17 protein-coding genes are annotated in these 21,667 nt (G+C 64.8%); 12 read left to right on the top strand and 5 right to left on the bottom strand.

Annotation, left to right across the window (positions count from 1 at the left end):
* Positions 1 to 48: 48 nt before the first annotated feature.
* Both ACODSP_RS18140 and ACODSP_RS18135 read left to right on the top strand, forming a co-directional pair.
* On the top strand, positions 49 to 1,395 hold the full coding sequence (locus tag ACODSP_RS18140) for an ATP-binding protein (RefSeq protein ID WP_488966965.1): 1,347 nt from the start codon (positions 49 to 51) through the stop codon (positions 1,393 to 1,395).
* The gene (locus tag ACODSP_RS18135; RefSeq protein ID WP_488966964.1) at positions 1,392 to 2,906 is read left to right on the top strand and encodes a peptide ABC transporter substrate-binding protein; all 1,515 of its coding nucleotides are present in this window, start codon (positions 1,392 to 1,394) and stop codon (positions 2,904 to 2,906) included. Before ACODSP_RS18140 ends, ACODSP_RS18135 begins: the two co-directional genes overlap by 4 nt.
* Positions 2,907 to 3,071: 165 nt before the next feature.
* On the opposite strand, the gene ACODSP_RS18130 is transcribed toward ACODSP_RS18135, so the two are convergent.
* Positions 3,072 to 6,569 (bottom strand): indolepyruvate ferredoxin oxidoreductase family protein, encoded by a 3,498-nt coding sequence (locus ACODSP_RS18130; protein WP_488966963.1) that lies wholly within the window; start codon positions 6,567 to 6,569, stop codon positions 3,072 to 3,074.
* A gap of 358 nt (positions 6,570 to 6,927) precedes the next feature.
* On the opposite strand from ACODSP_RS18130, the gene ACODSP_RS18125 reads away from it, so the two are divergent.
* The 3 genes from ACODSP_RS18125 to ACODSP_RS18115 all read left to right on the top strand — a co-directional run bounded on the left by ACODSP_RS18125 (position 6,928) and on the right by ACODSP_RS18115 (position 10,580).
* Positions 6,928 to 8,178 carry a pentapeptide repeat-containing protein gene (locus ACODSP_RS18125; protein ID WP_488966962.1) on the top strand — a complete coding sequence of 417 codons (1,251 nt, stop codon included), beginning with the start codon at positions 6,928 to 6,930 and terminating at the stop codon, positions 8,176 to 8,178.
* Positions 8,179 to 8,258: 80 nt separating this feature from the next.
* Positions 8,259 to 8,747: an RNA pyrophosphohydrolase gene (locus ACODSP_RS18120; RefSeq protein WP_488966961.1), complete on the top strand. Its 489-nt coding sequence runs from the start codon at positions 8,259 to 8,261 to the stop codon at positions 8,745 to 8,747.
* Between the two features lie 9 nt (positions 8,748 to 8,756).
* Positions 8,757 to 10,580: a tetratricopeptide repeat protein gene (locus tag ACODSP_RS18115; RefSeq protein ID WP_488966960.1), complete on the top strand. Its 1,824-nt coding sequence runs from the start codon at positions 8,757 to 8,759 to the stop codon at positions 10,578 to 10,580.
* A gap of 3 nt (positions 10,581 to 10,583) precedes the next feature.
* On the opposite strand, the gene ACODSP_RS18110 is transcribed toward ACODSP_RS18115, so the two are convergent.
* The 3 genes from ACODSP_RS18110 to ACODSP_RS18100 form a co-directional block, all read right to left on the bottom strand.
* On the bottom strand, positions 10,584 to 10,889 hold the full coding sequence (locus tag ACODSP_RS18110; RefSeq protein WP_488966959.1) for a hypothetical protein: 306 nt from the start codon (positions 10,887 to 10,889) through the stop codon (positions 10,584 to 10,586).
* A 183-nt stretch (positions 10,890 to 11,072) separates the two neighbouring features.
* On the bottom strand, positions 11,073 to 13,997 hold the full coding sequence (locus tag ACODSP_RS18105; protein WP_488966958.1) for a TonB-dependent receptor plug domain-containing protein: 2,925 nt from the start codon (positions 13,995 to 13,997) through the stop codon (positions 11,073 to 11,075).
* Between the two features lie 324 nt (positions 13,998 to 14,321).
* Positions 14,322 to 15,584 carry a YihY family inner membrane protein gene (locus ACODSP_RS18100; RefSeq protein WP_488966957.1) on the bottom strand — a complete coding sequence of 421 codons (1,263 nt, stop codon included), beginning with the start codon at positions 15,582 to 15,584 and terminating at the stop codon, positions 14,322 to 14,324.
* 109 nt (positions 15,585 to 15,693) lie between these two features.
* Between ACODSP_RS18100 and fabI the strand changes: the two genes are divergently transcribed.
* The 7 genes from fabI to ACODSP_RS18065 all read left to right on the top strand — a co-directional run bounded on the left by fabI (position 15,694) and on the right by ACODSP_RS18065 (position 20,617).
* Positions 15,694 to 16,548, top strand: a complete 855-nt coding sequence (gene fabI, locus ACODSP_RS18095) for an enoyl-ACP reductase FabI (RefSeq protein WP_488966956.1) — start codon at positions 15,694 to 15,696, stop codon at positions 16,546 to 16,548.
* Positions 16,549 to 16,555: 7 nt separating this feature from the next.
* Complete coding sequence (gene aroC / locus ACODSP_RS18090) at positions 16,556 to 17,641, top strand: chorismate synthase (protein ID WP_488966955.1); 1,086 nt, start codon at positions 16,556 to 16,558, stop codon at positions 17,639 to 17,641.
* Positions 17,642 to 17,707: 66 nt separating this feature from the next.
* Positions 17,708 to 18,145 carry a cupin domain-containing protein gene (locus ACODSP_RS18085; protein ID WP_488966954.1) on the top strand — a complete coding sequence of 146 codons (438 nt, stop codon included), beginning with the start codon at positions 17,708 to 17,710 and terminating at the stop codon, positions 18,143 to 18,145.
* Positions 18,146 to 18,215: 70 nt separating this feature from the next.
* Positions 18,216 to 19,073: a phytanoyl-CoA dioxygenase family protein gene (locus ACODSP_RS18080; protein WP_488966953.1), complete on the top strand. Its 858-nt coding sequence runs from the start codon at positions 18,216 to 18,218 to the stop codon at positions 19,071 to 19,073.
* A 73-nt stretch (positions 19,074 to 19,146) separates the two neighbouring features.
* Positions 19,147 to 19,494 (top strand): helix-turn-helix domain-containing protein, encoded by a 348-nt coding sequence (locus tag ACODSP_RS18075; protein ID WP_488966952.1) that lies wholly within the window; start codon positions 19,147 to 19,149, stop codon positions 19,492 to 19,494.
* A gap of 14 nt (positions 19,495 to 19,508) precedes the next feature.
* On the top strand, positions 19,509 to 20,042 hold the full coding sequence (locus ACODSP_RS18070) for an SRPBCC domain-containing protein (protein ID WP_488966951.1): 534 nt from the start codon (positions 19,509 to 19,511) through the stop codon (positions 20,040 to 20,042).
* 32 nt (positions 20,043 to 20,074) lie between these two features.
* Positions 20,075 to 20,617, top strand: a complete 543-nt coding sequence (locus ACODSP_RS18065; protein ID WP_488966950.1) for a hypothetical protein — start codon at positions 20,075 to 20,077, stop codon at positions 20,615 to 20,617.
* A 7-nt stretch (positions 20,618 to 20,624) separates the two neighbouring features.
* Here the strand turns inward: ACODSP_RS18065 and ACODSP_RS18060 are convergent, their stop codons facing one another.
* On the bottom strand, positions 20,625 to 21,665 hold the full coding sequence (locus ACODSP_RS18060) for a peptidoglycan -binding protein (RefSeq protein WP_488966949.1): 1,041 nt from the start codon (positions 21,663 to 21,665) through the stop codon (positions 20,625 to 20,627).
* Between the last annotated feature and the right edge of the window lie 2 nt (positions 21,666 to 21,667).

The following is a 21,667-nucleotide window of genomic DNA, read 5'->3' as shown; positions in this document are numbered from 1 at the left end:
GTCGCTCCTGCCTTTCAGGTGGGGGCGACGGCAGCAAAGGGTGTGACGATGCGGCCAGACCCTGGAAATTTCGGGCAGGACAGGCTGACGGCGGAACTGGCGGTCGGTGCTTACCGATTTCATCGGGAAACACGCCGGCTGACCAGCCGGGGCGGCACCCTTGTGCCGCTGGGCCGCCGTGCCACGGCGCTGCTGTCCATCCTGGCCGACCATGCCGGGCAGGACGTGTCGGCAGCCCAGTTGCTTGACCGCGCCTGGCCCGGACAGATCGTCGATCCTGCCAACGTCGCGGTGCAGATTTCGGGCCTGCGGGCCGCCATCGGTGACAGCGAGGGCCGCGTCATCCTGACCGTGCATGGGCGCGGCTACCGGCTGGCCACCGCCAACCTGCCCATGCGGGGCGCGACGATGGGCAATATGCCCTTGCCCCTAGCCCCGCTTTCAGGCCGGGAGGTGGAACTGGCCAATACCGTGCGCCGCCTGCGCCGGGATCGGCGGCTCGTCATTACCGGTCTGTCGGGGATCGGCAAGACCAGATTGGCCATGGCCGCCGCACACAGCATGACCGAGGATTTTCCCGACGGGCGCTGGCTGATCTCCATGAACGGCCATCCGTTTCCCGATGCCGCGACCCTGGCCGCCCATATCCTGAATACCCTGGGCGGGGCGGTGGGGGGTGATCCGGCGGCGACCCTGCTGACACAGTTGCGCGGCAGCCGGGCCTTGCTGCTGCTGGACAGTGCGGAGGGGCTGGAGGATTGCGCCCAGGCCCTGGTGCAGCGCCTGGGGGATGAATGCCCCGGTCTGTGCCTCCTGATCACCAGCCATATCGCCCATTCCCGCCTGCGCAGCGCCTGTGTGCGCCTGTCGCCCCTGGCGGTGCCCGCCGACGGCAGCGAGACAGCGGCACCGGCCATGGAGCTTTTCCTGACCGCCGCGAATGCCGCAGGCCTGCATATTGACGCAAACGCGCAGCCAGCCATCGCCCGCATCTGCTGCCGATTGGGCGGCGTGCCGCTGGGTGTGGAGATTGCGGCCCGCGCCGCCAGCCTTCTGGGCTTGTCCGCCACGGCGGATGCAAGCCGTGATCCGATGCGCGCCTTTCCCGTCGTGCGCCGTCCGGGGCCGGCGCGCCACCGTTCCGTCGGTGCGTCCATCGCCTGGGCCATGGGCATGCTGACCGAAACCGAACAGATGGCCCTGCGCATCCTGTCCACCCTGCCCGGAGAGTTCACACGGGCAGAGGCGGAAAGCGTCTTGTCGCGCGCAGGCACCGATCAGCCGCGCCGCTGGCTGGCACGCCTGGACAGCAAATCCATGCTGGAACATGGCGGCGACGGGTTGAGCCTTAATCCGCTGGTCCGCGCCGGCACAGCGGCATCGGTGCTGGGATGATGCGGATTGCCGCTCTCCTGCTGTCGGCCCTGCTGCTCACCCTGCCATCCCTCGCCGCAGAGCCGCTGCGTGTTGCCATCGGGCCGGAGCCGGAAACGCTGGACCCGCACAAGGGAACGGAGATTTCGGCGGCCCGCCTGCTGCTGGACCTGTGCGAGGGGCTGCTGACCCGCGATGCCGATGGCCGCACCGTGCCGGGCGTGGCGGAGCGGATCGACCATGCCAGCGATGGCCTGACCATGGTCTTCCATCTGCGCAACCACGCCCGCTGGTGGAATGGCGATGCGGTGACGGCGGCGGATTTTGTCCGGGGCTGGCGCCGGGCGATTGACCCCGCCACCCGGTCGGGCATCGCCGATCTTCTGGACGGGGTGGAGAATGCGGTGGCCATCCGCCGGGGCCTGCTGCCGCCCGACCGGCTGGGCATCCAGGCGGCGGATGCGCGGACCCTGGTGGTCCGTCTGGAACGGCCTGTGCCCGATTTCGACATGGTGCTGGCCCACCGCCTTACCCTGCCCGTCCATGGCCCCACCCTGGCGGCCCATGGCGATGGCTTTGCCAGGGCCAGCACCTTGATGTGCAACGGCCCCTACCGCCTGACTGAACACCGGCTGCAGGACCGCTACATCCTGGACCGCGCGGATCATTGGCACGGGGCCGCCACTGTGAAGATCGCCCGTGTGGAGGCGCTGGTGGCGGAAAAGGCGGAACTGGAGATGAACCTGTTCCGTGCCGGACAGCTGGACATCACCAGCACTGTGCCGGCCCCCATGCTGGACTGGGCCCGCACCAACCTGCCCGATGCGGTACAGGTCCATCCCTGGACCCTGCTGTCCTTGATGCTGGCCAATCCCGATGGGGCGGCATGGCGCAACAACCCCGCCTTTCTGGAGGCGCTGGAACTGGCGCTGGACCGGGATCAGCTGGTGGCGGATGCGCAGGGCCGGGCCATGCCCGCCTATGGGTTGATCCCGCCCGGCCTGTGGGGACAGGACAGGCCACCCACGCCCAAGGTCATGACGGGGGAGGCCCGCCGTCTGGCGGCGCGAGACGCCCTGGCCCGTGCCGGATACGGGGCGGGCACACCCCCGCCGCGCGTGGAAATCGTCTTTGCCGGTGTGGAGGCGATCCGCCGCCGGGTCATCGCCATCGCGGCGCAGTGGAAGCAGGTCTTAGGCGTGGAAACGAATCTGGTCGGGCTGGAATCCCGCATGGTCAGCGCCCGGCAGCGCCAGAAGGATTTCCAGGGCTTCCTGTACAATAGCTGGATTTCCTACTCACCCTTCTACGCCCTGTCCCCCTTCCTGCCACCGGATGCGGCGGTGACGGCGACGGACCGGGCGGGACAGGCGCAGCAGATACAGGCGCTGGAACGGTCCCTGCTGGAAAGCCGGCGGGTGATACCGCTGGCCTTCGGCAGCGCCATGCACCTGGTATCGCCCCGCGTGGGCGGGTGGCGGGGCAACACCTATGACATCCATCCACTGCGGTATCTGACGCTGGAGCGGTAAGAGCCAGCCCTCACCCTCCCAAACGCTGACGCGTTCGGGCCCCTCCCTCTCCCGCAAGCGGGCGAGGGGCATAATTTATACCCTCGCCCACGAAGGTGGGAGAGGGAGGGGCCCGTCGGCGTTAGCCGACGGGCGGGTGAGGGTAACCCGACCGCGCAGCCTCTCTTACTCCGCCGCCGCACTGACCGGCGATATCGGACGGCGCCAGCGGGACAGAAGTTCCGCTTCCTCATCCTTGGCCTTGTGCAGATGTTCATCCTTCACATGGCCAAAGCCACGGATTTTCTCCGGGATGCTGGCGATATCGACGGCCAGATGCATGTTGGCGGGCGACAGGCCGGCCAGCAGCTCCTCCACCACGGCGATATAGTCGCTGATCAGCTGCCGCTCCATCACACGTTCCGGGTTGCGACCGAAAATATCCAGGCTGCCACCGCGCAGGCCCTTCATCTTCGCCAGCATCTTGAAACCCAGCATCATGGCTGGCCCGAATTCCTGCTTCTTCAGGTGGCCGGTGATGGGATCGCGGGCAGATGTTGCCGGCGGGGCCAGATGGAATTTCAGCTTGTAGTCGCCCTCGAACTGGCTGGCCACCTGCGCCCGGAAACGGCCATCGCTGTAAAGGCGGGCCACCTCATACTCGTCCTTATAGGACATCAGCTTGAACAGATACCGGGCCACCGCGCGGGACAGGGCGTCGCGGCCCGGCGTGCGCTCGGCCTCCACGGCCTGCACCCTGTCCACCACGGCCTTGTACCGGCCGGCATAGGCAGCATCCTGATAGTCGGTCAGATAAGCGATGCGGCGTTCCACCATTTCCGCCAGGGTTTCAGACGCACGGCGATGGCCGAAGGCACCGGCCTTTTCCTGCTTCGGAATGGCGGCATCAATGACCCGGCCCAGATCGATGGCGGCACGGCGACCCCAGCGGAAGGCGTCGGTATTCATCTTCACCGCCGCCCCGTTCAGCTCGATGGCCTTTTCAATGGCGCTGGCCGTCGTCGGGACCAGCCCCTGCTGATAGGCATAGCCCAGCATGAACATGTTGGTGGCGATGCTGTCACCACACAGCGCGGTGGCGATCTTCTGCGCGTCGATGGCCGACACGGCCTCCGCCCCGCCCACGCCGGACGCAATGGTGCGGGTCAGGCTGCCCGACGGCACCGTCGCATCGGCATTGGCGATGAAGGCCGCCGTCATCGTCTCTGCCGTATTCACGACGGCGCGTGTGCGGCCCGGCGCCATCTTGGACAGGGCATCGGCATTGGCCGCCACGACGATGTCGCAGGCCAGGACCAGATCGGCCCCGCCGGCCACGATGCGGTTGGCATGGATCAGGTCCGGGCGCTCGGCAATGCGCAAATGGCTGGTCACCGACCCGCCCTTCTGCGCCAGACCAGCCATGTCCATGGCGGTAAAGCCACGGCCTTCCAGATGGGTGGCCATGCCCAGGATAGCGCCGATGGTGACCACGCCGGTGCCACCAATACCGGTGACCAGGATGTTCCAGGGCTTGTCCAGCGTCGGGATCACCGGTTCCGGCAGTACACCCCAATCATCACCCTTGGCCGCCGCCGGCTTCGGCTTCTTCAAGCTGCCGCCCTCAACCGTCACAAAGCTGGGGCAGAAACCCTTCAGGCAGCTGAAATCCTTGTTGCAGCTGGACTGGTCGATCTGCCGCTTGCGCCCGAACTCCGTCTCCACCGGCACGACCGACAGGCAGGAGGATTTGGCGGAGCAATCGCCGCAGCCTTCGCAGACCAGCTCATTGATCACCACGCGCTTGGCGGGATCGGGATACTTGTTGCGCTTGCGGCGGCGGCGCTTTTCGGCGGCACAGGTCTGTTCATAGATGATGACCGTGACGCCCTTTTCCGTCCGCAGGTCGCGCTGCACCTGATCCAGCTCGTCGCGGTGGAAAATCTTGGTGCCATGGGGCAGGCCACGGCCCAGCCCATACTTTTCCGGCCCGTCGCTGACCACCACGATGCGCTTCACGCCCTCGGCGTCCAGCTGCTGCGCGATGTCATAGACGGACAGAGTGCCGTCCACCGGCTGCCCGCCCGTCATGGCGACGGCATCGTTATAGAGGATCTTGTAGGTCATATTGACCTTGGCCGACACGGCGGCGCGCACCGCCAGCAATCCTGAATGGAAATAGGTGCCGTCGCCCAGATTGGCGAAGACATGCTCCTCGCCGGAAAACGGCGACTGCCCGATCCACTGCACGCCTTCGCCGCCCATCTGGCTGAACACTTCCGTGTTGCGGCCCATCCAGGTGACCATGTAGTGGCAGCCGATGCCGGCCAGACCCCGGCTGCCATCGGGCAAGCGGGTGGAGGTGTTGTGCGGGCAGCCGGAGCAGAAGAAGGGCGTGCGCACGGTGGTCGATGACGGCGTGTTCTGCCGCACCCGGTGCTCCATGCGGGCCAGCCGCTCCGACACATAATCATTGGGGCCGAAGGACAGGATGCGCCCGGCCAGGACGCGGGCGATATCCACGGGGTTCAGTTCCGCCTTTTCCGTGAAGAGCGGCTTGCCCGTATGGTCAGTCTTGCCCAGCACGCGCGGGCGGCGGTCCCAGTGGAACAGCTGTTCCTTGATCTGGCTTTCCAGGACGGAGCGCTTTTCCTCCACCACCAGCAATTCCTGGGTGGTCTGGGCAAAGGCGCGCATGCCTTGCGGCTCCAACGGCCAGGCCATGGCCACCTTATAGATGCCCAGGCCCCATTCCTTCGCCATCTCCTCGCTGATTTCCAGCTCGTCCAACGCTTGACGCACGTCCAGGTACGACTTGCCGATGGTGACCAGACCCAGGCGCGGGGCGGCGTGGCCGAACACCACCTTGTCCAGACGATTGGCGCGGGCGAACGCGCGGGCAGCGTCCAGCTTCCAATCGATCATGCGGGCTTCCTGAATCAGCGGCGTGTCATGCAGCCGGATGTTCAGCCCGCCGGGCGGCAGTTCGAAATCGGTGGGTTCCTGAATGATGATGCGCGACGGATCGATATCGACGATGGCGGTCGTATCAATGGTGTCGGCGATGCAGGTAAAGCCCACCCAGGCACCCGAATAGCGCGACAGGGCAAAGCCGATCAGACCCAGATCCAGGAATTCCTGAACGCCGGCCGGGTTGATGGTCGGCATGAAAGCATGGATGAAGGCCTGATCCGACTGGTGCGGCAGGGTGGAGGATTTGCAGCTATGGTCGTCACCGGCAAAGGCCAGAACGCCGCCATGCCGGCTGGTGCCGGCAAAGTTCGCATGCTTCAGCGCATCGATGGACCGGTCGACGCCGGGGCCCTTGCCGTACCAGATGCCGAACACGCCATCGACCTTGGCCCCCTGCCACAGGTTCACCTGCTGGCTGCCCCAGACGGCGGTGGCGCCCAGTTCCTCGTTCACGCCGGGCTGAAAATGAATGTCGCCCTTGGCCAGAAACTTCCGCGCCTGCCATAGCGCCTGATCATAGGCACCCAGCGGCGAGCCGCGATATCCCGAAATGAAGCCCGCCGTCTTCAGGCCCGCCACCTGATCCCGCTGCCGTTGCAGCATGGGCAGACGCACCAGCGCCTGGGTGCCGGTCATGAAAGCCCGGCCCTGCTGGAGGGTATATTTGTCGTCGAGCGCGACGGTCGCAAGCGTGCGGGCGGCGTTGGCCATTTCTTAATACCCTCCCCTATCGGACCGCTATGGTAGGTCCGATTATTGACCCTGTCCTGCACAGACCGTAACCAGGAAAATAGGTCAATACTACTGACTTATTTTCGATCCAAAACCGATCCTGGGACGCGTGGATTCGTGCATGGATTTCCGGGGTTTCAGGTGCATTATTACTGCTGCAATGCGGTATCGCACCGCGTCAGGCATTGACCGATTCGCACGCCGCCCCGGACCGGGTCACAGGCGGCTCGATCTATGCTTTCGGGCAGGGGAATCGGGTGGGCCTGTTAACCCTCTTTCGTGGTAATCAGGTTTCCAGAAGAGCATAAATCGGCAACATTGCAGAGAAAGGACGGCGGTGGCGGATTTCGACCTTCAGCAGTCACTGACCCTGCATCAGCGCTTCCTGGAAGGGCGTCCGGGCGGCAAGCGGCTGGAACTGAAATCACAGGATCTGCGCGGCGCCAACCTGCCCAACGCCGACATGCGCAACGCATTGTTGAGCGGCGTGAACCTGGAAGATGCCGTCCTGCGTGTCGCCAATCTGGACGGGACGGACCTGTTCGGGGCCAATCTGGCGCGTGCCGACATGGTGGGGGCCAGTCTGGTCAGCGCCGATCTGCGCGGTATCAATCTGGCCGGCGCCAACCTGCGCGGCGCCTGCTTCGACCGGGCCGACCTGCGTCAGGGGCAGTTGGTGATCTGGGTCGGCAAGGTCAAGCAGCAGGTGGTGCAGACGGCCAATCTGGCCGGTGCCAACATGTCCAACGCCTCGCTGGCCGGGGCCGACCTGTCCGGTGCGGACCTGCGCAATGTCAATCTGGCCGGCGCCAACCTGTCAGGGGCCTACCTGTTCGCCGCCAACCTGTCAGGGGCCGATCTGCGCGGCACCAGCTTTGCCGACGCCAAGATGAAGGCCGCCATCCTTGACAATGCCCAGGTGACCGGCGCCGACTTTGCCCGTGCCGACCTGCGCGATGCACGGTTACGCAATGTCCCGCCCGACGCCGCCAATTTCAAGGCCGCCTATACCGATGGCGCCGTGTTCAGCGCCGACCATGGCAAACTGGCACCCGAGGTCCGCGAAGCCATCGCACAGCATCAGCGCTGGATCATCAGCAATGGCCGCGAAGGGCTGCGCATGGTGTTGATGAAGCCCGACCTGACCGGGGCCGATCTGACCGGCTGCGATCTGTCGGGATCGGAGATCACCTATGGCCGCTTCGACAAGGCCAATCTGCGCGGCTCCATGTGGCGGATGGCCAAGCTGACGGGGTCCAGCTTCCGGGGGGCGGAACTGCGCGATGCCGTCTTCGACGGTGCCAATCTGGCCCGTACCGACCTGCGGGAGGCCAGCCTGCTCGATACGCAATTCGGCCCTGTGCCCCTGCGCGGGGCGGATGGTCAGTCGATGGGCCGCGACTGGCCCGCCGACCTGCGGGAGGCCAATCTGGCCGGCGCCGATGCGCGCGGGGCCAACCTGCGCGGCGCCCGGCTGGAAGGGGCGAAATTCAGCGACGGCAACTTTGCCGCCACTGACCTGCGGGGTGCCAGCCTGGATCCCAGTGCCACCAACGCCCCCGAACTACGCCGGGCCCGTTGGCAATGATGCATCGCGGCAGGTGACGCCGGCCCCATGGCTGGGATACGGTGCTTGCCAGCATGCGACAGCAATCCAAAGAATGACAAATGGCGAAGCACAAGCCCGATCCCAGCACCCTTCCCTACCGTCCCTGTGTCGGCATCATGCTGATCAACCAGGAAGGCCACATCTTCGTGGCCAAGCGCACCGACACGCCCGATGCCTGGCAAATGCCGCAAGGTGGCATTGACGAGGGCGAAAGCCCCGCCCAGGCCGCCCTGCGCGAGCTGGAGGAAGAGATCGGCACCGCCAAGGCCGTGATCCTGGCCGAAAGCAGCCAATGGCTGTCCTATGATCTGCCGACCCATCTCGTGGGCAAGGTCTGGGGTGGCCGGTACCGGGGCCAGACCCAGAAATGGGTGGCCTGCCGTTTCACGGGCACGGATGCCGACATCAATATCGAAACCGAACATCCGGAATTCGATGCCTGGCAATGGGCGCCGATGCATAAGCTGACCAGCCTGATCGTGCCCTTCAAGCGCGCGACCTATGAACAGGTAGTGGCCGAGTTGGGCCATCTGGCCGTTCCAGGCTGAGGCAGTGCCATGGCGGGGCTGACGGGACCGGCGGCGCAACGCATCGGGCAATTGCTGCAGGCAGGCTTGGCCGCGCAGAAGGCGGGACGCATGGCACAGGCCGAACAGGCCTATCGGCAGGTGCTAAGCATCGATCCGCGCAATCCCGACGCCTGGCAGCTTCTAGGCCTGCTGGCGAAGAATGCGGGCCGGCCCGACCTTGCCGTGGATTACATGCGCCGCTCGCTCGACGCCAATCCGCGGCAGCCGGGGGTGTGGAGCAATCTGGGCAATCTGCATCTGGGCGAACAGCGGGCCGCCGATGCCCTGACCTGTTACGACCGGGCCATCGCCCTCATGCCGGGAAATGCAGAGTTCCAGTATCATCGCGGCAAGGCGCTGCATGCGATGCGGCGCCTGGACGAGGCGCAGAAGGCCTGTGCCACCGCCCTGAAACTCTCGCCCCAGCATCTGCCCAGCTTGTTGATGCTGGGTCTTATCCATGGCGATGCCGAACAGCTGGCGGAGGCAGAAGCGGCGCTGATCCGCGCCCGCGCACTGGCGCCCGATCATCCCCTGGTCCTGATCAACCTTGCCTCCATCCTGCGCCGGCAACATCGCTATGCCGACGCGGAGCCGCTTGTGCGGCGGGCCGTGGCGGTCGCCCCGCAATCAAAGGATGCCTGGCTGCTGCTGGGCAACCTGATGGGGGATTTGAGCCGGCATGAGGAAAGCATCCAGGCCTTCCAGACCGCGATCCAGCATGACCCGCTGGACCGGGATGCCCACCGCAACCTTGCCCGCCGGCTCTGGACCCTGGGGCGGCTGGATCATGTGTTCGACGCGATCTACGCCGTCATGCGGGCGCAGCCGAAATCGGCCCGCGCCCTGGATATCGCTGCGGAATTGCAGGCCGAGTTCGGCTTCGTCGATGCCGCGATGCAGAACTGCGCCCTGGCCCTGTCGCTGGCCCCAACCGATCCGTCGGTGCTGCGCCGTCAGTCCAGCCTGCTGCTGCGAGCCGACCGGCCATCAGAAGCCATCCCGCTGCTGCGGCAGCTGCTGGAGGCGCATCCCGACAATCTGTCCCTGCACAATGACCTTGCCCTGGCTCTGCTGCGGTCCGGAGACCGGCAGGGCGCGCGCGACGCGGCGCGGCGCACGCTGTCGGCCTTTCCCTATGACCAGTACAGTTTGGCCCTGCTGGGCACGCTCGGTCGGCTGGACGGTGATAGCGATGATGGCGAGATCGATGGCTGTGTCGCCGTGTTCGATCTGCCCGCGCCCCAGGGTTGGGCCGATCTGGACAGGTTTGTGGCCGAAACACTGACGCTGCTTGACCGGCTGCACGATACGGTCAACGAACCGATCCATCTGACCCTGCGCAAGGGCACGCAGACCAGCGCCAATCTGTTTGCGCAACGCGACGACGCACCCATCGTGGCCCTGCGTGAACAGATTCTGGCCACTGTGCGCGCCTATGTCGACGCGATGCCGGACCGCCCGGAACACAGCTATTTCGGGCGGCGGGGCAAGGGGCTGGCCTTTGCCGGCTCCTGGTCATCACGCCTGCGCGATGGTGGTTTCCATACCCACCATATCCATCCCGAAGGCTGGATCAGCGGCGTCTATTACCTGCAGGTGCCGCCGGCGGCCGATACGGGGGACCAGTCGGGGTGGCTGACCTTCGGCGTTCCCAATCTGGGACCAGAGGTCAGCCTGCCCGCCCTGCACGCCGTACAGCCGAAGCCGGGCCGGCTGGTGCTGTTCCCATCCTATTTCTGGCACGGGACGGTACCGTTTCAGGATGAGACGCCGCGCATCACCATCGCCTTTGATCTGGTCCCGGCCTGAACATCAGCGCCGGCGCCCGATCTCAACATCCAGAACCAGCGACGGGCCACGGCCATAGTCGCGGTAGATGATGGTGGCCGGCGGACGCGGCGGCGGGGCGTAGTAGTGGTAATATACCGGCGGCGGCGGGGGCGGCCGGTGATAATGGTGGTGGTGATGGCGACCACCCCGATCATCATACCCGCGATCATAATGATGATGGTGGTGCTGCCGGTCACGGTCGTGACGGCCACCGGCCAGCGCGTCCCCAACCGGGGCCAGGGACATCAGGGCTGCCGCCAGGGCGGCCAGGGAAAGCATGCGTTTCATCTTCATATCCTCAATCCACTGCCATGGACATGAAGACAGGCTGACGCCGCATCGCGGCTGGAATAGGGCGGCGGGGCGGCAGGAAAGCGCCCAACCCTGTGACCATTTCAAGCCGGAACCCGAAATGAAAATGGCGGGGCCGAAGCCCCGCCATTCCCATACTCATATTCAGAGACGATCAGATCAGAACTTGACCTGGGCGCCCATGAACACGTAACGGCCCATCGAGTCGTACACACCCGGATAGGTGTTGCCGTTGCCGTACACGGCAGCCAGCACGCCCGACAGCGGCGGGTCCTTGTCGAACACGTTGTTCACGCCGAGCGACAGCGACAGGTTCTCGATCGGGCTGTAGGTCGCAGCCACGTCGATGTAGTTGTACGCGTCGAACTTGCGGTTCAGCGGGTTGACAGCAGCGCTCAGCAGCGGGTTCGGCGAAGCAGCCTGCGCCTTCACGCTGGAGACATAGCGCCAGGAGACCGACAGGTTGGCATCCCACGGGGTCGCCCAGGTGGTGCGCAGACGGTGACGCCATTCGGGGGTCGGCACGCCGCAGGTGGAGCCATGGTAGCCCACGCAGTCGTACACGCCTTCACCCGGCAGCGGCTCGCTCTTGGCGGTATCCATCCAGGTACCGACCATGCTGAAAGCCACGGAGCCGGCATCGGCCAGACCCACGTCTTCCAGATCGAAGCGGTAGGCCAGATCGACGTCGATGCCCGAGGTGGACAGCGAAGCGATGTTGACGTTGGTCGCCTTGACGTTGGCGATGGTGCCGATCCACAGCGAACCGGAGGTCGGATCGCGGGTGATCAGCGAGCAGTAAGCGGCATTGCCGGTCGTACCGCAGAGGTTGACGGCCAGATCAGGCGGAACGGTCGAGATGACGTCCTTGATCTTGATCTTGAAGTAGTCAACCGTCAGCGTCAGGCCTTCGATCACCGACGGGGTGGCCACGAAGCCGATCGAGTAGGTGTCGGAGGTTTCCGGCTGCAGGTTCGGGTTACCACCGTCCAGCGAGTTATACTGGCCAGCGGAGTTGTCCAGGATGCGGCCATACTGGGCAGCGGACACGCCCGTGTTGGCGCACTGGGCCGCCGTGAAGGTCGGAGAAGTGCCAGCGCAGGGATCCTCGTCCATGTTGAACAGGCCCAGGCCCTGCGGCGTGAACAGTTCCTGGACGTTCGGGGCGCGGACGGCGCGGTTGTAGCTACCACGGATACGCAGATCGTCGATCGGCGCCCAGTCACCAGCAACCTTGTAGGTGTCGGTGCCACCGAAGTTCGAGTAATCCGAATAACGGTAGCCCAGGTCCAGGGTCAGCTGCTTGACGAACGGAGCGTCCTCGATCAGCGGAACGCGCATTTCGCCGAACAGTTCGGTCACGTCGAAGCCGCCGGCAACGCCCAGCGTCGGGCCGCCCTGGCCAGCCAGGTCGCCAGTGGCGAAGGCGCTGTCCACGGTGCGCTGCAGGAACTCTTCACGATATTCCGCACCCAGAGCGATGGCGACGCCCGTGGTAGCAGTCGGGAAGGTCAGGCCATAGTCGCCCAGGTCCTTCGAGATGCTGCCCGAGGCCATCTTCTGCTCGGTATAACCGCGCTGGAAGCCGGGGGTCTGCAGGAAGTCCAGAGCAGCCTGGTTCACGCCACCCGGCGTGAAGATGTTGTACGGGGCGCAGCCATTGCTGTCATCGCGGCAGACGATCTGGCCGGCGGCGTTGCGGACGGCGTCCAGCGACTGACCGATACGGGAGATCGAGAAGTCGTTGTAGTAGGTCTGGGCAAAGTTGACGCGGGCATACTGGCCATAGACGTCATAGTCCCAGCCGCCGACATCACCCTTGAAGCCGCCGGTCATGCGCCAGGAGGTGTGCTGCAGGTCGGACTGACGACCGCCACCTTCCGTGTTACGACGGAACAGCGTCATGTTGACGGTGTTGGCAGTGCCAGCCAGCGAGCCGCAATACTGCGTGCGCTGGGCAGCGGACAGCATGGCGTTATCGCAACGGATGTTGAACGACTGGCCGAAAATGCCCGACGGGGCGATCTGGGCAACCGTCTGGTTGTCCATGAACATCAGCTGCGTGTAGGCGGTGACGTTCTCGTTGATCTCGTACTTGCCAAAAGCGCCCAGCGTGTAACGCTCGTCCGGACGCTGATAGTAGTTCAGCGGGCCGAAATTGTAGGGCTGGTAGTACGGGACGAACACGCCAGCATCGTTCAGCTGGCCGTTGGCCGGGGCGGTGCCGCCGCCGACAGTGCCGGTGGTCAGAACGATACGGGTCGGGAAGGTGGTGCCGGAACCGGAGCAGTTCCACACGCCGGCGCCAGCGGCAACCGTACAAGCGGAATAGTCACGCTCGGACTGCAGGATGGCGTCGATCTTACGATAGCCGGCATACAGGGTCACATTGCCCTTGCCGTCTTCCGTGGAGGCGCCCATCACGACGGTGGCGTCGCGGGTGAAGCCGTCGGTCACGCTGTCGTCGGGCAGCGGATACTTGCCACGGTTCACGGCGTCGCGGGCCGGACCATTGCCGTTATTGTGCTGGTAGAAGGAGAACTGATAGTCGAAGGCCACGCCTTCGAAATCGTCCTTCATGATGAAGTTCACAACGCCGGCGACGGCGTCGGAGCCGTACACGGCGGAGGCGCCGCCGGTGGCCACTTCAACACGCTCGATCAGAGCGCCGGGGATCTGGTTGATGTCGGGAGCGGAACCGCCCGAACCCGGGGAACCCGGCGGCAGACGCTTGCCGTCGACCAGAACCAGCGTACGGGAAGCACCCAGGTTACGCAGGTCGATGGTGGCGGTACCGGTCGAGCCATTCGAGACCTGGCTGGTCTGGCTGGCGAAAGCCTGCGGCAGGCTGTTGACCAGGTCTTCGACGCGGGTCGTGCCCTGGTACTTGATTTCGTCCTGACCGACCACGGTGATCGGCGACGTCGAGACCAGGTTCGGCGACGCAATGCGCGAACCGGTCACAACGATCTCTTCAATCTCCTGGGCCATGGCCGGAGCGGCGGTCATTGCGACGGCGCTCACAGCGGCGCCGGCCATCAGAAGGCCGCGGATCGACCGCGCGGAATATACGGACTGCTTCATCTATCTCTTTCCCTTTTCCAGGTGCCCGTTGGTGGACACCGATTGGGTTGCCCCAGACTCCAGACCCCCGTTCAGGGCCGGAACCACCCACCGTTTCCATCAGGTCTGGAGACCAAGGTCGCGATGAGCCGCATAGCTGCTGCCCGCAAATAACAATCTATTCTCTCGCGCTTGCAATAGGTGTTTCACATTGGTGACTCAACATTGCTGAAGACCGTTGCATCTTTGCACTTGCATAGACCGAAAGGCAGAGATTCCGCGCCTCGGGCGCATGGAACAGTGTGACAGCACGGTACCGCCTTGTAACAGGCGGGTTTCAAGGGTTCAGGCCGCTTCCGGCGGGCCCTTCCGGTCATTTTGCGACGCAAAAATCGTTGCCAGCGAAACGTTCAGCATTTCGCGACCCGCTTGCTCGGCATTTGTGATCAATCCGGCCGTGTCGGCTGCCCAACCCGTATCCAGCCGCTCCACCATGACATTCTCGCCACGAATCGCGAGGTCAAGTGCGAGGCGAAGATCGGCCAAACTGGCCCGATTCAGATCGCGCGAGACCATCCAGGCGCCGCGTCCTGACCGTTCCACCCAGTGGGATTTTCGCAAGGATTCCAGCATGTCATCGATCACAGCCCCACCCACCGGCACGCGGCGCGACAGCGCTTCGCGCTTCAATCCCACCCCGTGCCGGCTGGCCTGATATAGGGCATCCAGCACGGCCAGCGCCACCATCAGGCGCTGGCCCGTGGCAAGCCCCCCCTCCTCCCCGTTCAGCCGCCCCGCCCGCCATTCCGGCAACGAGGCCGCCAGTTCGGCACCAAACAGCACCACGGACCAGAGCAGGTAGAGCCACAGCAGGAAGGTCGGCACCACCGACAGGGCGCCGTAGATCGCCTCATATGTCGGGAACAGGGTCAGGTAGAAGGAGAAGCCGGTCTTGGCCAGCTCTGTCGCCAGCCCGGCCACAGCCCCGCCGGCCAGCGCATCCTTCCAGGCCACCTCCCGGTTGGGGATGGCCACATACATCAAGGTGAAAGCCGCCGTTTCAAACAGGAACGGCACCAGGGACAGGGCAAAGGCCAGTCCCGGATCACCATCCGCCTTCATCCGGGCCAGGGCACCCAGGCCCAGCGACAGGCTGGCCCCCAGCAGCAGCGGGGCCATGGTCAGCACGGCCCAGAAAGACAGCAGCCGCGTCAGGAGGGGGCGCGGTTCCGCCGCCCGCCAGATGGAATTCAGCGCCCCTTCGATGGCGAAGAACAGCAGGATGGCCGTGATGGTCAGACCGACCACGCCCAGCCCCGTCAGGGCACCCGCCTTGGCCACGAACGTGCCGGCATAGGATTGGATCTGATCGCCCACCTGCGGCACCAGATTCTGGAACAACAGGGTTTCCGCCTGCTGCCGCAGCCGCCGATAGGCGGGAAAGGCCGTGAAGATGGCGAACACGACCGTCAGCAGCGGTACCAGGGCCAGCAGCGTCGTATAGGTCAGGGCAGAGGCCGACACGAACCCCTTGTCCCGCGCAAAACGCCGGGCGGCATGGGCCAGGATGGTGTGCCCGTCACGCAGCAGCCGCAACAGGTTGCGCATCCTTGTCCCTGAAAACCCTGACCCGCCTGCCATGCGTTTGACCCTCGACTTCGTTCGTGTAGGATGCGCCCCGATTTATGGCCGACCGGCCATGGCGGAGAGATAGAGAATGACAAACAGCGCCACCACCCAGATCAGCAGCGGCCTGATGGCCGGCAAGCGCGGCCTCATCATGGGTGTCGCCAATGACCGTTCCATCGCCTGGGGCATTGCCCAGGTCGCGGCCCAGCATGGCGCCCAGCTGGCTTTCACCTATCAGGGCGACGCCCTGCTGAAGCGGGTGAAGCCGCTGGCCGATCAGGTTGGTTCCGATATCCTGCTGCCTTGCGACGTGACGGACGAGGCCAGCATCGACGCGGCCTTCGAAACGATCAAGGAAAAGTGGGGCGGCCTGGATTTCGTGGTGCATGCCATCGCCTTTTCCGACAAGAACGAGCTGGACGGGCTGTACCTCAATACCACGCGCGGCAACTTCCTGAAGAGCCTGGATATTTCCTGCTACTCCTTCACCGCCGTGGCCCAGCGCGCCGTACCGCTGATGAAGGAAGGCGGCAGCCTGCTGACCCTGTCCTACTACGGGGCGGAAAAGGTGATGCCGCATTATAATGTCATGGGCGTGGCCAAGGCGGCGCTGGAGGCCAGCGTCAAGTATCTGGCCAACGACCTGGGCCCGCAGGGCATCCGCGTCAATTCCATCTCCGCCGGCCCGATCAAGACCCTGGCCGCCAGCGGCATCGGTGATTTCCGCTATATCCTGAAATGGAACGAGCTGAATTCGCCGTTGCGCCGCAACGTCACCATCAATGAGGTCGGCAATGCCGGCCTGTTCCTGCTGTCCGATCTGGGCAGCGGCGTGACGGGTGAGAACCTGCATGTCGACAGCGGCTATCACACCGTCGGCATGGTGCAGGTCGACGCCGCCGCCGGCACGGCCGCGCTGCTGGCCGGCATGGGCGAGGGCTGATTTCAAAATGGCGGGCAACAGCTTCGGTACCCTGTTCCGGTTCACCACCTTCGGCGAAAGCCATGGCCCGGCCATCGGCTGCATCGTGGACGGGGTGCCGTCGCGCCTGCCCCTGGATGAGGCGTTCATCCAGACCTTCCTGGACAAGCGCAAGCCGGGCATGAGCAAATATGTCACGCAGCGGCGCGAGCCGGACAGCGTGCAGATCAAGTCCGGATTGTTCGAGGGCCTGACCACGGGTACGCCCATCATGCTGTTCATCGAGAACGAGGATCAGCGGTCCAAGGATTACGGGGACATCAAGGATAAGTTCCGCCCCGGCCATGCTGACTTCACCTATGACGCCAAATACGGCATCCGCGATTATCGCGGCGGCGGCCGTTCGTCCGCCCGCGAAACGGCCAGCCGCGTCGCCGCCGGTGCCGTTGCCCGCCGCGTGCTGGAAACCGCGCCCGGTGGCGGTATCAGTATCCGCGCCGCCATGGTGCAGATGGGACCGCACAAGGTGGACCGGTCCCGCTGGGACTGGGCAACCGTCGATCAGAACCCGTTCTTCTGCCCCGATCCCGTAATGGCCGAACAATGGGCCGACTATCTGGACGGCATCCGCAAGGCCGGGTCGTCGGTCGGTGCGGTGATCGAGGTCGTGGCCAGCGGCGTTCCCGCCGGCTGGGGTGAGCCGATCTATGACAAGCTGGACAGCGATCTGGCCCAGGCCATGATGACCATCAATGCCGTCAAGGGCGTGGAAATCGGCGCCGGGTTCGACGCCGCCAGCCTGACCGGTGAGGAAAACGCCGATCAGATGCGGGTCGGCCCGGACGGCAAGCCGCATTTCCTGTCCAACCATGCCGGCGGCATCCTGGGCGGCATCTCCACAGGCCAGGATATCGTGGTTCGTTTCGCTGTCAAACCGACCTCTTCCATCCTGACCCCACGCCAGACCGTGGATCGTTTCGGTAACGAAGCGGATATATTGACCAAGGGCCGCCACGACCCCTGCGTCGGTATCCGCGCCGTACCGGTGGGTGAGGCGATGATGGCCACGGTCCTGGCCGACCATTTCCTGCGCGCCCGCGCCCTGGGGCAGTAACCTCTTTCAGACAGGGCGCGTTCGGTCACCGGTTCCTGTATCATCCCCGCACAATAAATGACGGGGATGATGATGATGCGCGCTGCCGCCCTGCTGCTGACCGGATTGCTGCTTTCACCGGCCACGGCGCTCGCCGATGCCACGGGCCTGACGGCGCAGACATTGCTGGACACTGTCACCACCGGTGACGGCAAGCCCCTGAAATACCCCGACGGGCAGGCTCGCATCTCCGCCCTGCTGGTGGAACTGGCGCCGGGTGGGGAGACGGGCCAGCACCGCCACCCCATGCCTGTCGTCGGCTATATCGTATCCGGGGAGGTGACGGTATCCGCGCAGGGGTTGCCGGACCGTGTGTTCAAGGCGGGGGATGCCTTTGTGGAAACCATCGTCTGGCACAATGGCCGCAACCTGGGTAAGGACCCGGTGAAAATCCTGGCCATCTATCTGGGTGCCGACGGTCAGAAGCGGGTGGAAAAGCCGCAGAACAGCGATGGGCATTATTGAGGATTGCGGGCACCGGGTGACCATGCGCTAGGATACGGCAACCGTTCCAACCGCCACCGATGACCCCGCCATGCCGCACCTGACCCAAGACCAGATCGACGCCTATCACCGGGACGGGTTCCTGGTGCTGCCGGGCTTTGCCAGCGATACCGCCTGTGACGCGCTGATGGCGCAGGCGGGACGCCTGGTCGATGGGTTCGATGCCGACGCGCATGCCTCCATCTTCTCCACCGTGAATCAGCAGAAGACCTCCGACGATTATTTCATGTCGTCGGGCAACCAGATCCGCTTCTTCTTTGAGGAGGAGGCGTTTGACGCGGCGGGCCGTCTGCGTCAGGAAAAGCATCTGTCGATCAACAAGATCGGCCATGCCATGCATGACCGTGACCCCGTCTTCGACGGCTTTTCCCGCGATGCCCGCCTGGGCGCCATCGCTGGCGATATCGGCATGGAAAAACCCCTGCTGATGCAGTCCATGTATATCTTCAAGCAGCCGCATATCGGCGGCGAGGTGGTGTGCCATCAGGACAGCACCTTCCTTTACACCGAACCGATGAGCGTGGTCGGCTTCTGGTTCGCGGTGCAGGATGCGACCCTGGATAATGGCTGCATGTGGGCCCTGCCCGGCGGGCACAAGGCTGGGCTGAAGAAGCGCTTCAACCGTGCCGCCGATGGCGGGGTGTCGATGGAGGTGCTGGATGGCAGCCCCTGGCCCGACTGCACACCCGAAAACGGCTATGTCCCGCTGCCGGCCACACGCGGCACATTGATCCTGCTGCACGGCCTGCTGCCGCATCTGTCGGGGCCGAACCGTTCCGACCGCTCACGCCATGCCTATACGATCCATGTGGTCGATGGCGCCTGCGACTACCCGGCCAGCAACTGGCTGCAACGCCCCGCCCACGACCCGGCACGCGGCTTCGCCTGATCCTTCCCGCTTTCGACAGGGGGCGGCACAGCCCCCTTGACTCGCACCCAAATATGTAACCTACTGGTTACCTATGAAGGATGATCTGTACCAGCTTGACGAGGCGGCGACCGATGCGGTGTTCCAGGCTTTGGCCAGCCGGGAACGGCGGCGGCTGCTTGACCTGATCCGGGGCAACCCCGGCTGCATCGTCGCCGACCTGCTGTCGGCGTTCGAGATGAGCCGGATTGGCGTGTTGAAACATCTGCGCGTCCTGGAAGACGCGGACTTGGTCGTGTCGGAGAAGGCGGGGCGGGAGCGGCGGCTTTACGTCAACACCCTGCCGCTGCGCGCCATCCACCGCCGCTGGTCAGATGAGTTTGATGATTTCTGGGCCGGCAAGCTGCTGGACCTGAAGGACAAGATCGAAGCGGGCTCATGACAGGGGGAGATATCATGGGGGATGAGAACAAGAAGGTATTCCGCACCAAAATCAAAGGCTCGGTGGAGGCCATCTGGCGGGAACTGACCAAGACCGACAGTCCGCAGCAGGCGGTATTCAACGCCCTGATGGTCAATACCGGCTTTCACGCCGGCGCGGCGGTACAGATGCGCACCGCCGACCGCCGCCGCACCCTGGTGGTGGGGGAGGTGCTGGAGTATGACCCGCCCCGCCGCTTTGCCCACACGTTCCGCTTCACACAGTTCGACGATGCCCCCTGCACCGTCATCTATGAACTGTTCCCACAAGCCGACGGCATCGTGGAGGTCACCTTGACCGTGGAGAACATTCCCCACGGCACCCGTACGGCCAAGGAAATGGACCAGGGCGGCACCAACATCCTGGCTAACCTGAAATCCGTGGTGGAGACGGGCACGGTCCCCTTCGGCACGCGGGTGATGTACGCGATGTTCGGCGTGATGGGCTTCGTCCTGCCCAAGCGCACCCTGGCGGAGAACTGGCCCTTGCAGGACCGTGACGCCGGCTGAAACTTTAACAAACCAAAGACAGGGAGAAAGACATGACCATGCGTACCTGGCTGGCCGCCATCGGCCTGATCCTCACCATGCTACTGGGCTACGCCCCGGCACAGGCCGCGGATACCGACCCGTTTGCCGATATTGCCGGCATGGTCGGCAAAAGCTGGCGCGGCGAAGGCACCGGCCCCGATGGCAAGCCGATGGTAGATCAGTCGCGCTGGGAATGGGCGCTGGGCGGCAAGGCCGTGCGCATCACCCATATCCTGGGCGACCTGTCCTATGGCGGGGAAACCCTGGTTTTCTGGGACAGCCCGCGTAAGACCATGATCTATCACTATTTCACGACCGCCGGTTTCCACACCCAGGGCGTGATGCGCGCCGACGGGCCGGGCAAGCTGGTGGCCGAGGAAGATGTGGCCGGCCACCCCAAAATCAGCAAGGTACGCTCCACCCTGACCCTGAAGGATGGCGTCCTGACCAATCAGGCGGAGTTCCTGTCCGACGGAAAATGGACGCCGGGCCACACCATCACCTATCGCGAGGCGGCGACGGCGGCGCTTCCGCCCTTCCCCAAGGCCCGGTAAGGGGCTGTCACCGGCTGTCGAGCTTCAACTCGATCCGGCGGTTGAGCGCCAGGGAGGCGGGGCTGTTGCCCGGCTCCAGCGGCTGGAACTCGCCAAAGCCCGTGGCGGCCAGCCGTTCCGGCGGCACCCCCATCTGGACCAGGAAGTTCACGACGGAGATGGCACGCGCCGTCGACAGTTCCCAATTGCTGGCCCAACGCCCGGATTTGACCGGCACCATATCCGTGTGCCCGTCAACGCGCAGGATCCAGTTGATCTCCGGCGGCATCTGCGCCGCCAACTCCAGCAGGGTCTTGGCCAGCCGCCCCAACTGCACCTGCCCCGCTTCGCCCAGCTCTGCGGAGCCGCTATCGAACAGCACTTCCGACTGGAATACGAACCGGTCGCCCACGATGCGCACATCATCGCGGTTACCCAGAATCTCCCGCAGACGGCCAAAGAATTCAGACCGGAACCGCGCCAGTTCCGCCACCTTGCCGGCCAGGGCGGCGTTCAGGCGCTTGCCCAACTCGGCAATCTGCACCTCCTGCTCTTTGGCTTTCGCTTCCGATGCATCCAGGCTGGTCACCAGCTGTTGCAGCTGGGCGCGCAGGGCGGCGATCTGCTGGTTCAGCAGCGCCACTTCATTGCGGGCCGCCGCGCTGATCTTGCGTTCTTCCTCCAGGTCCCTGGTCAAGCCGGCGACCCGTTCATCCGCCGTGGCCGCCGCATCTGCCGTCCCGCCCATGGCGTCAAGACGGGCCCGCAGCGCCTCCTTCTCCGCCAGGGTTGCGCGCAGCCGGTCGGTCAATTGCCCGAAATCGGCCTGCATGCGGGCATTACTGTCGCGTTCAAGCGCCAGGGCATCGGCCAGCTGTGCCACCCGGCCTTGCAGATCGGCCAATTGCCGGTCACGGCCCTGCAAGGCGCTGGTCAGATAGAACTGGCCCAGCACGAACACCATCAGCAGGAAGATGACGACCATGGTCAGGCTGGACAGCGCGTCCACCCAGCCGGGCCAGATATCGACCTTCTCCCCCCGTGATCCGCGCCGCCGGACATAGGCCATGG

The sequence above is a fragment of the Niveispirillum sp. FG156 genome (assembly GCF_057809555.1).
This window is presented reverse-complemented; position numbering and strand designations above follow the sequence as displayed.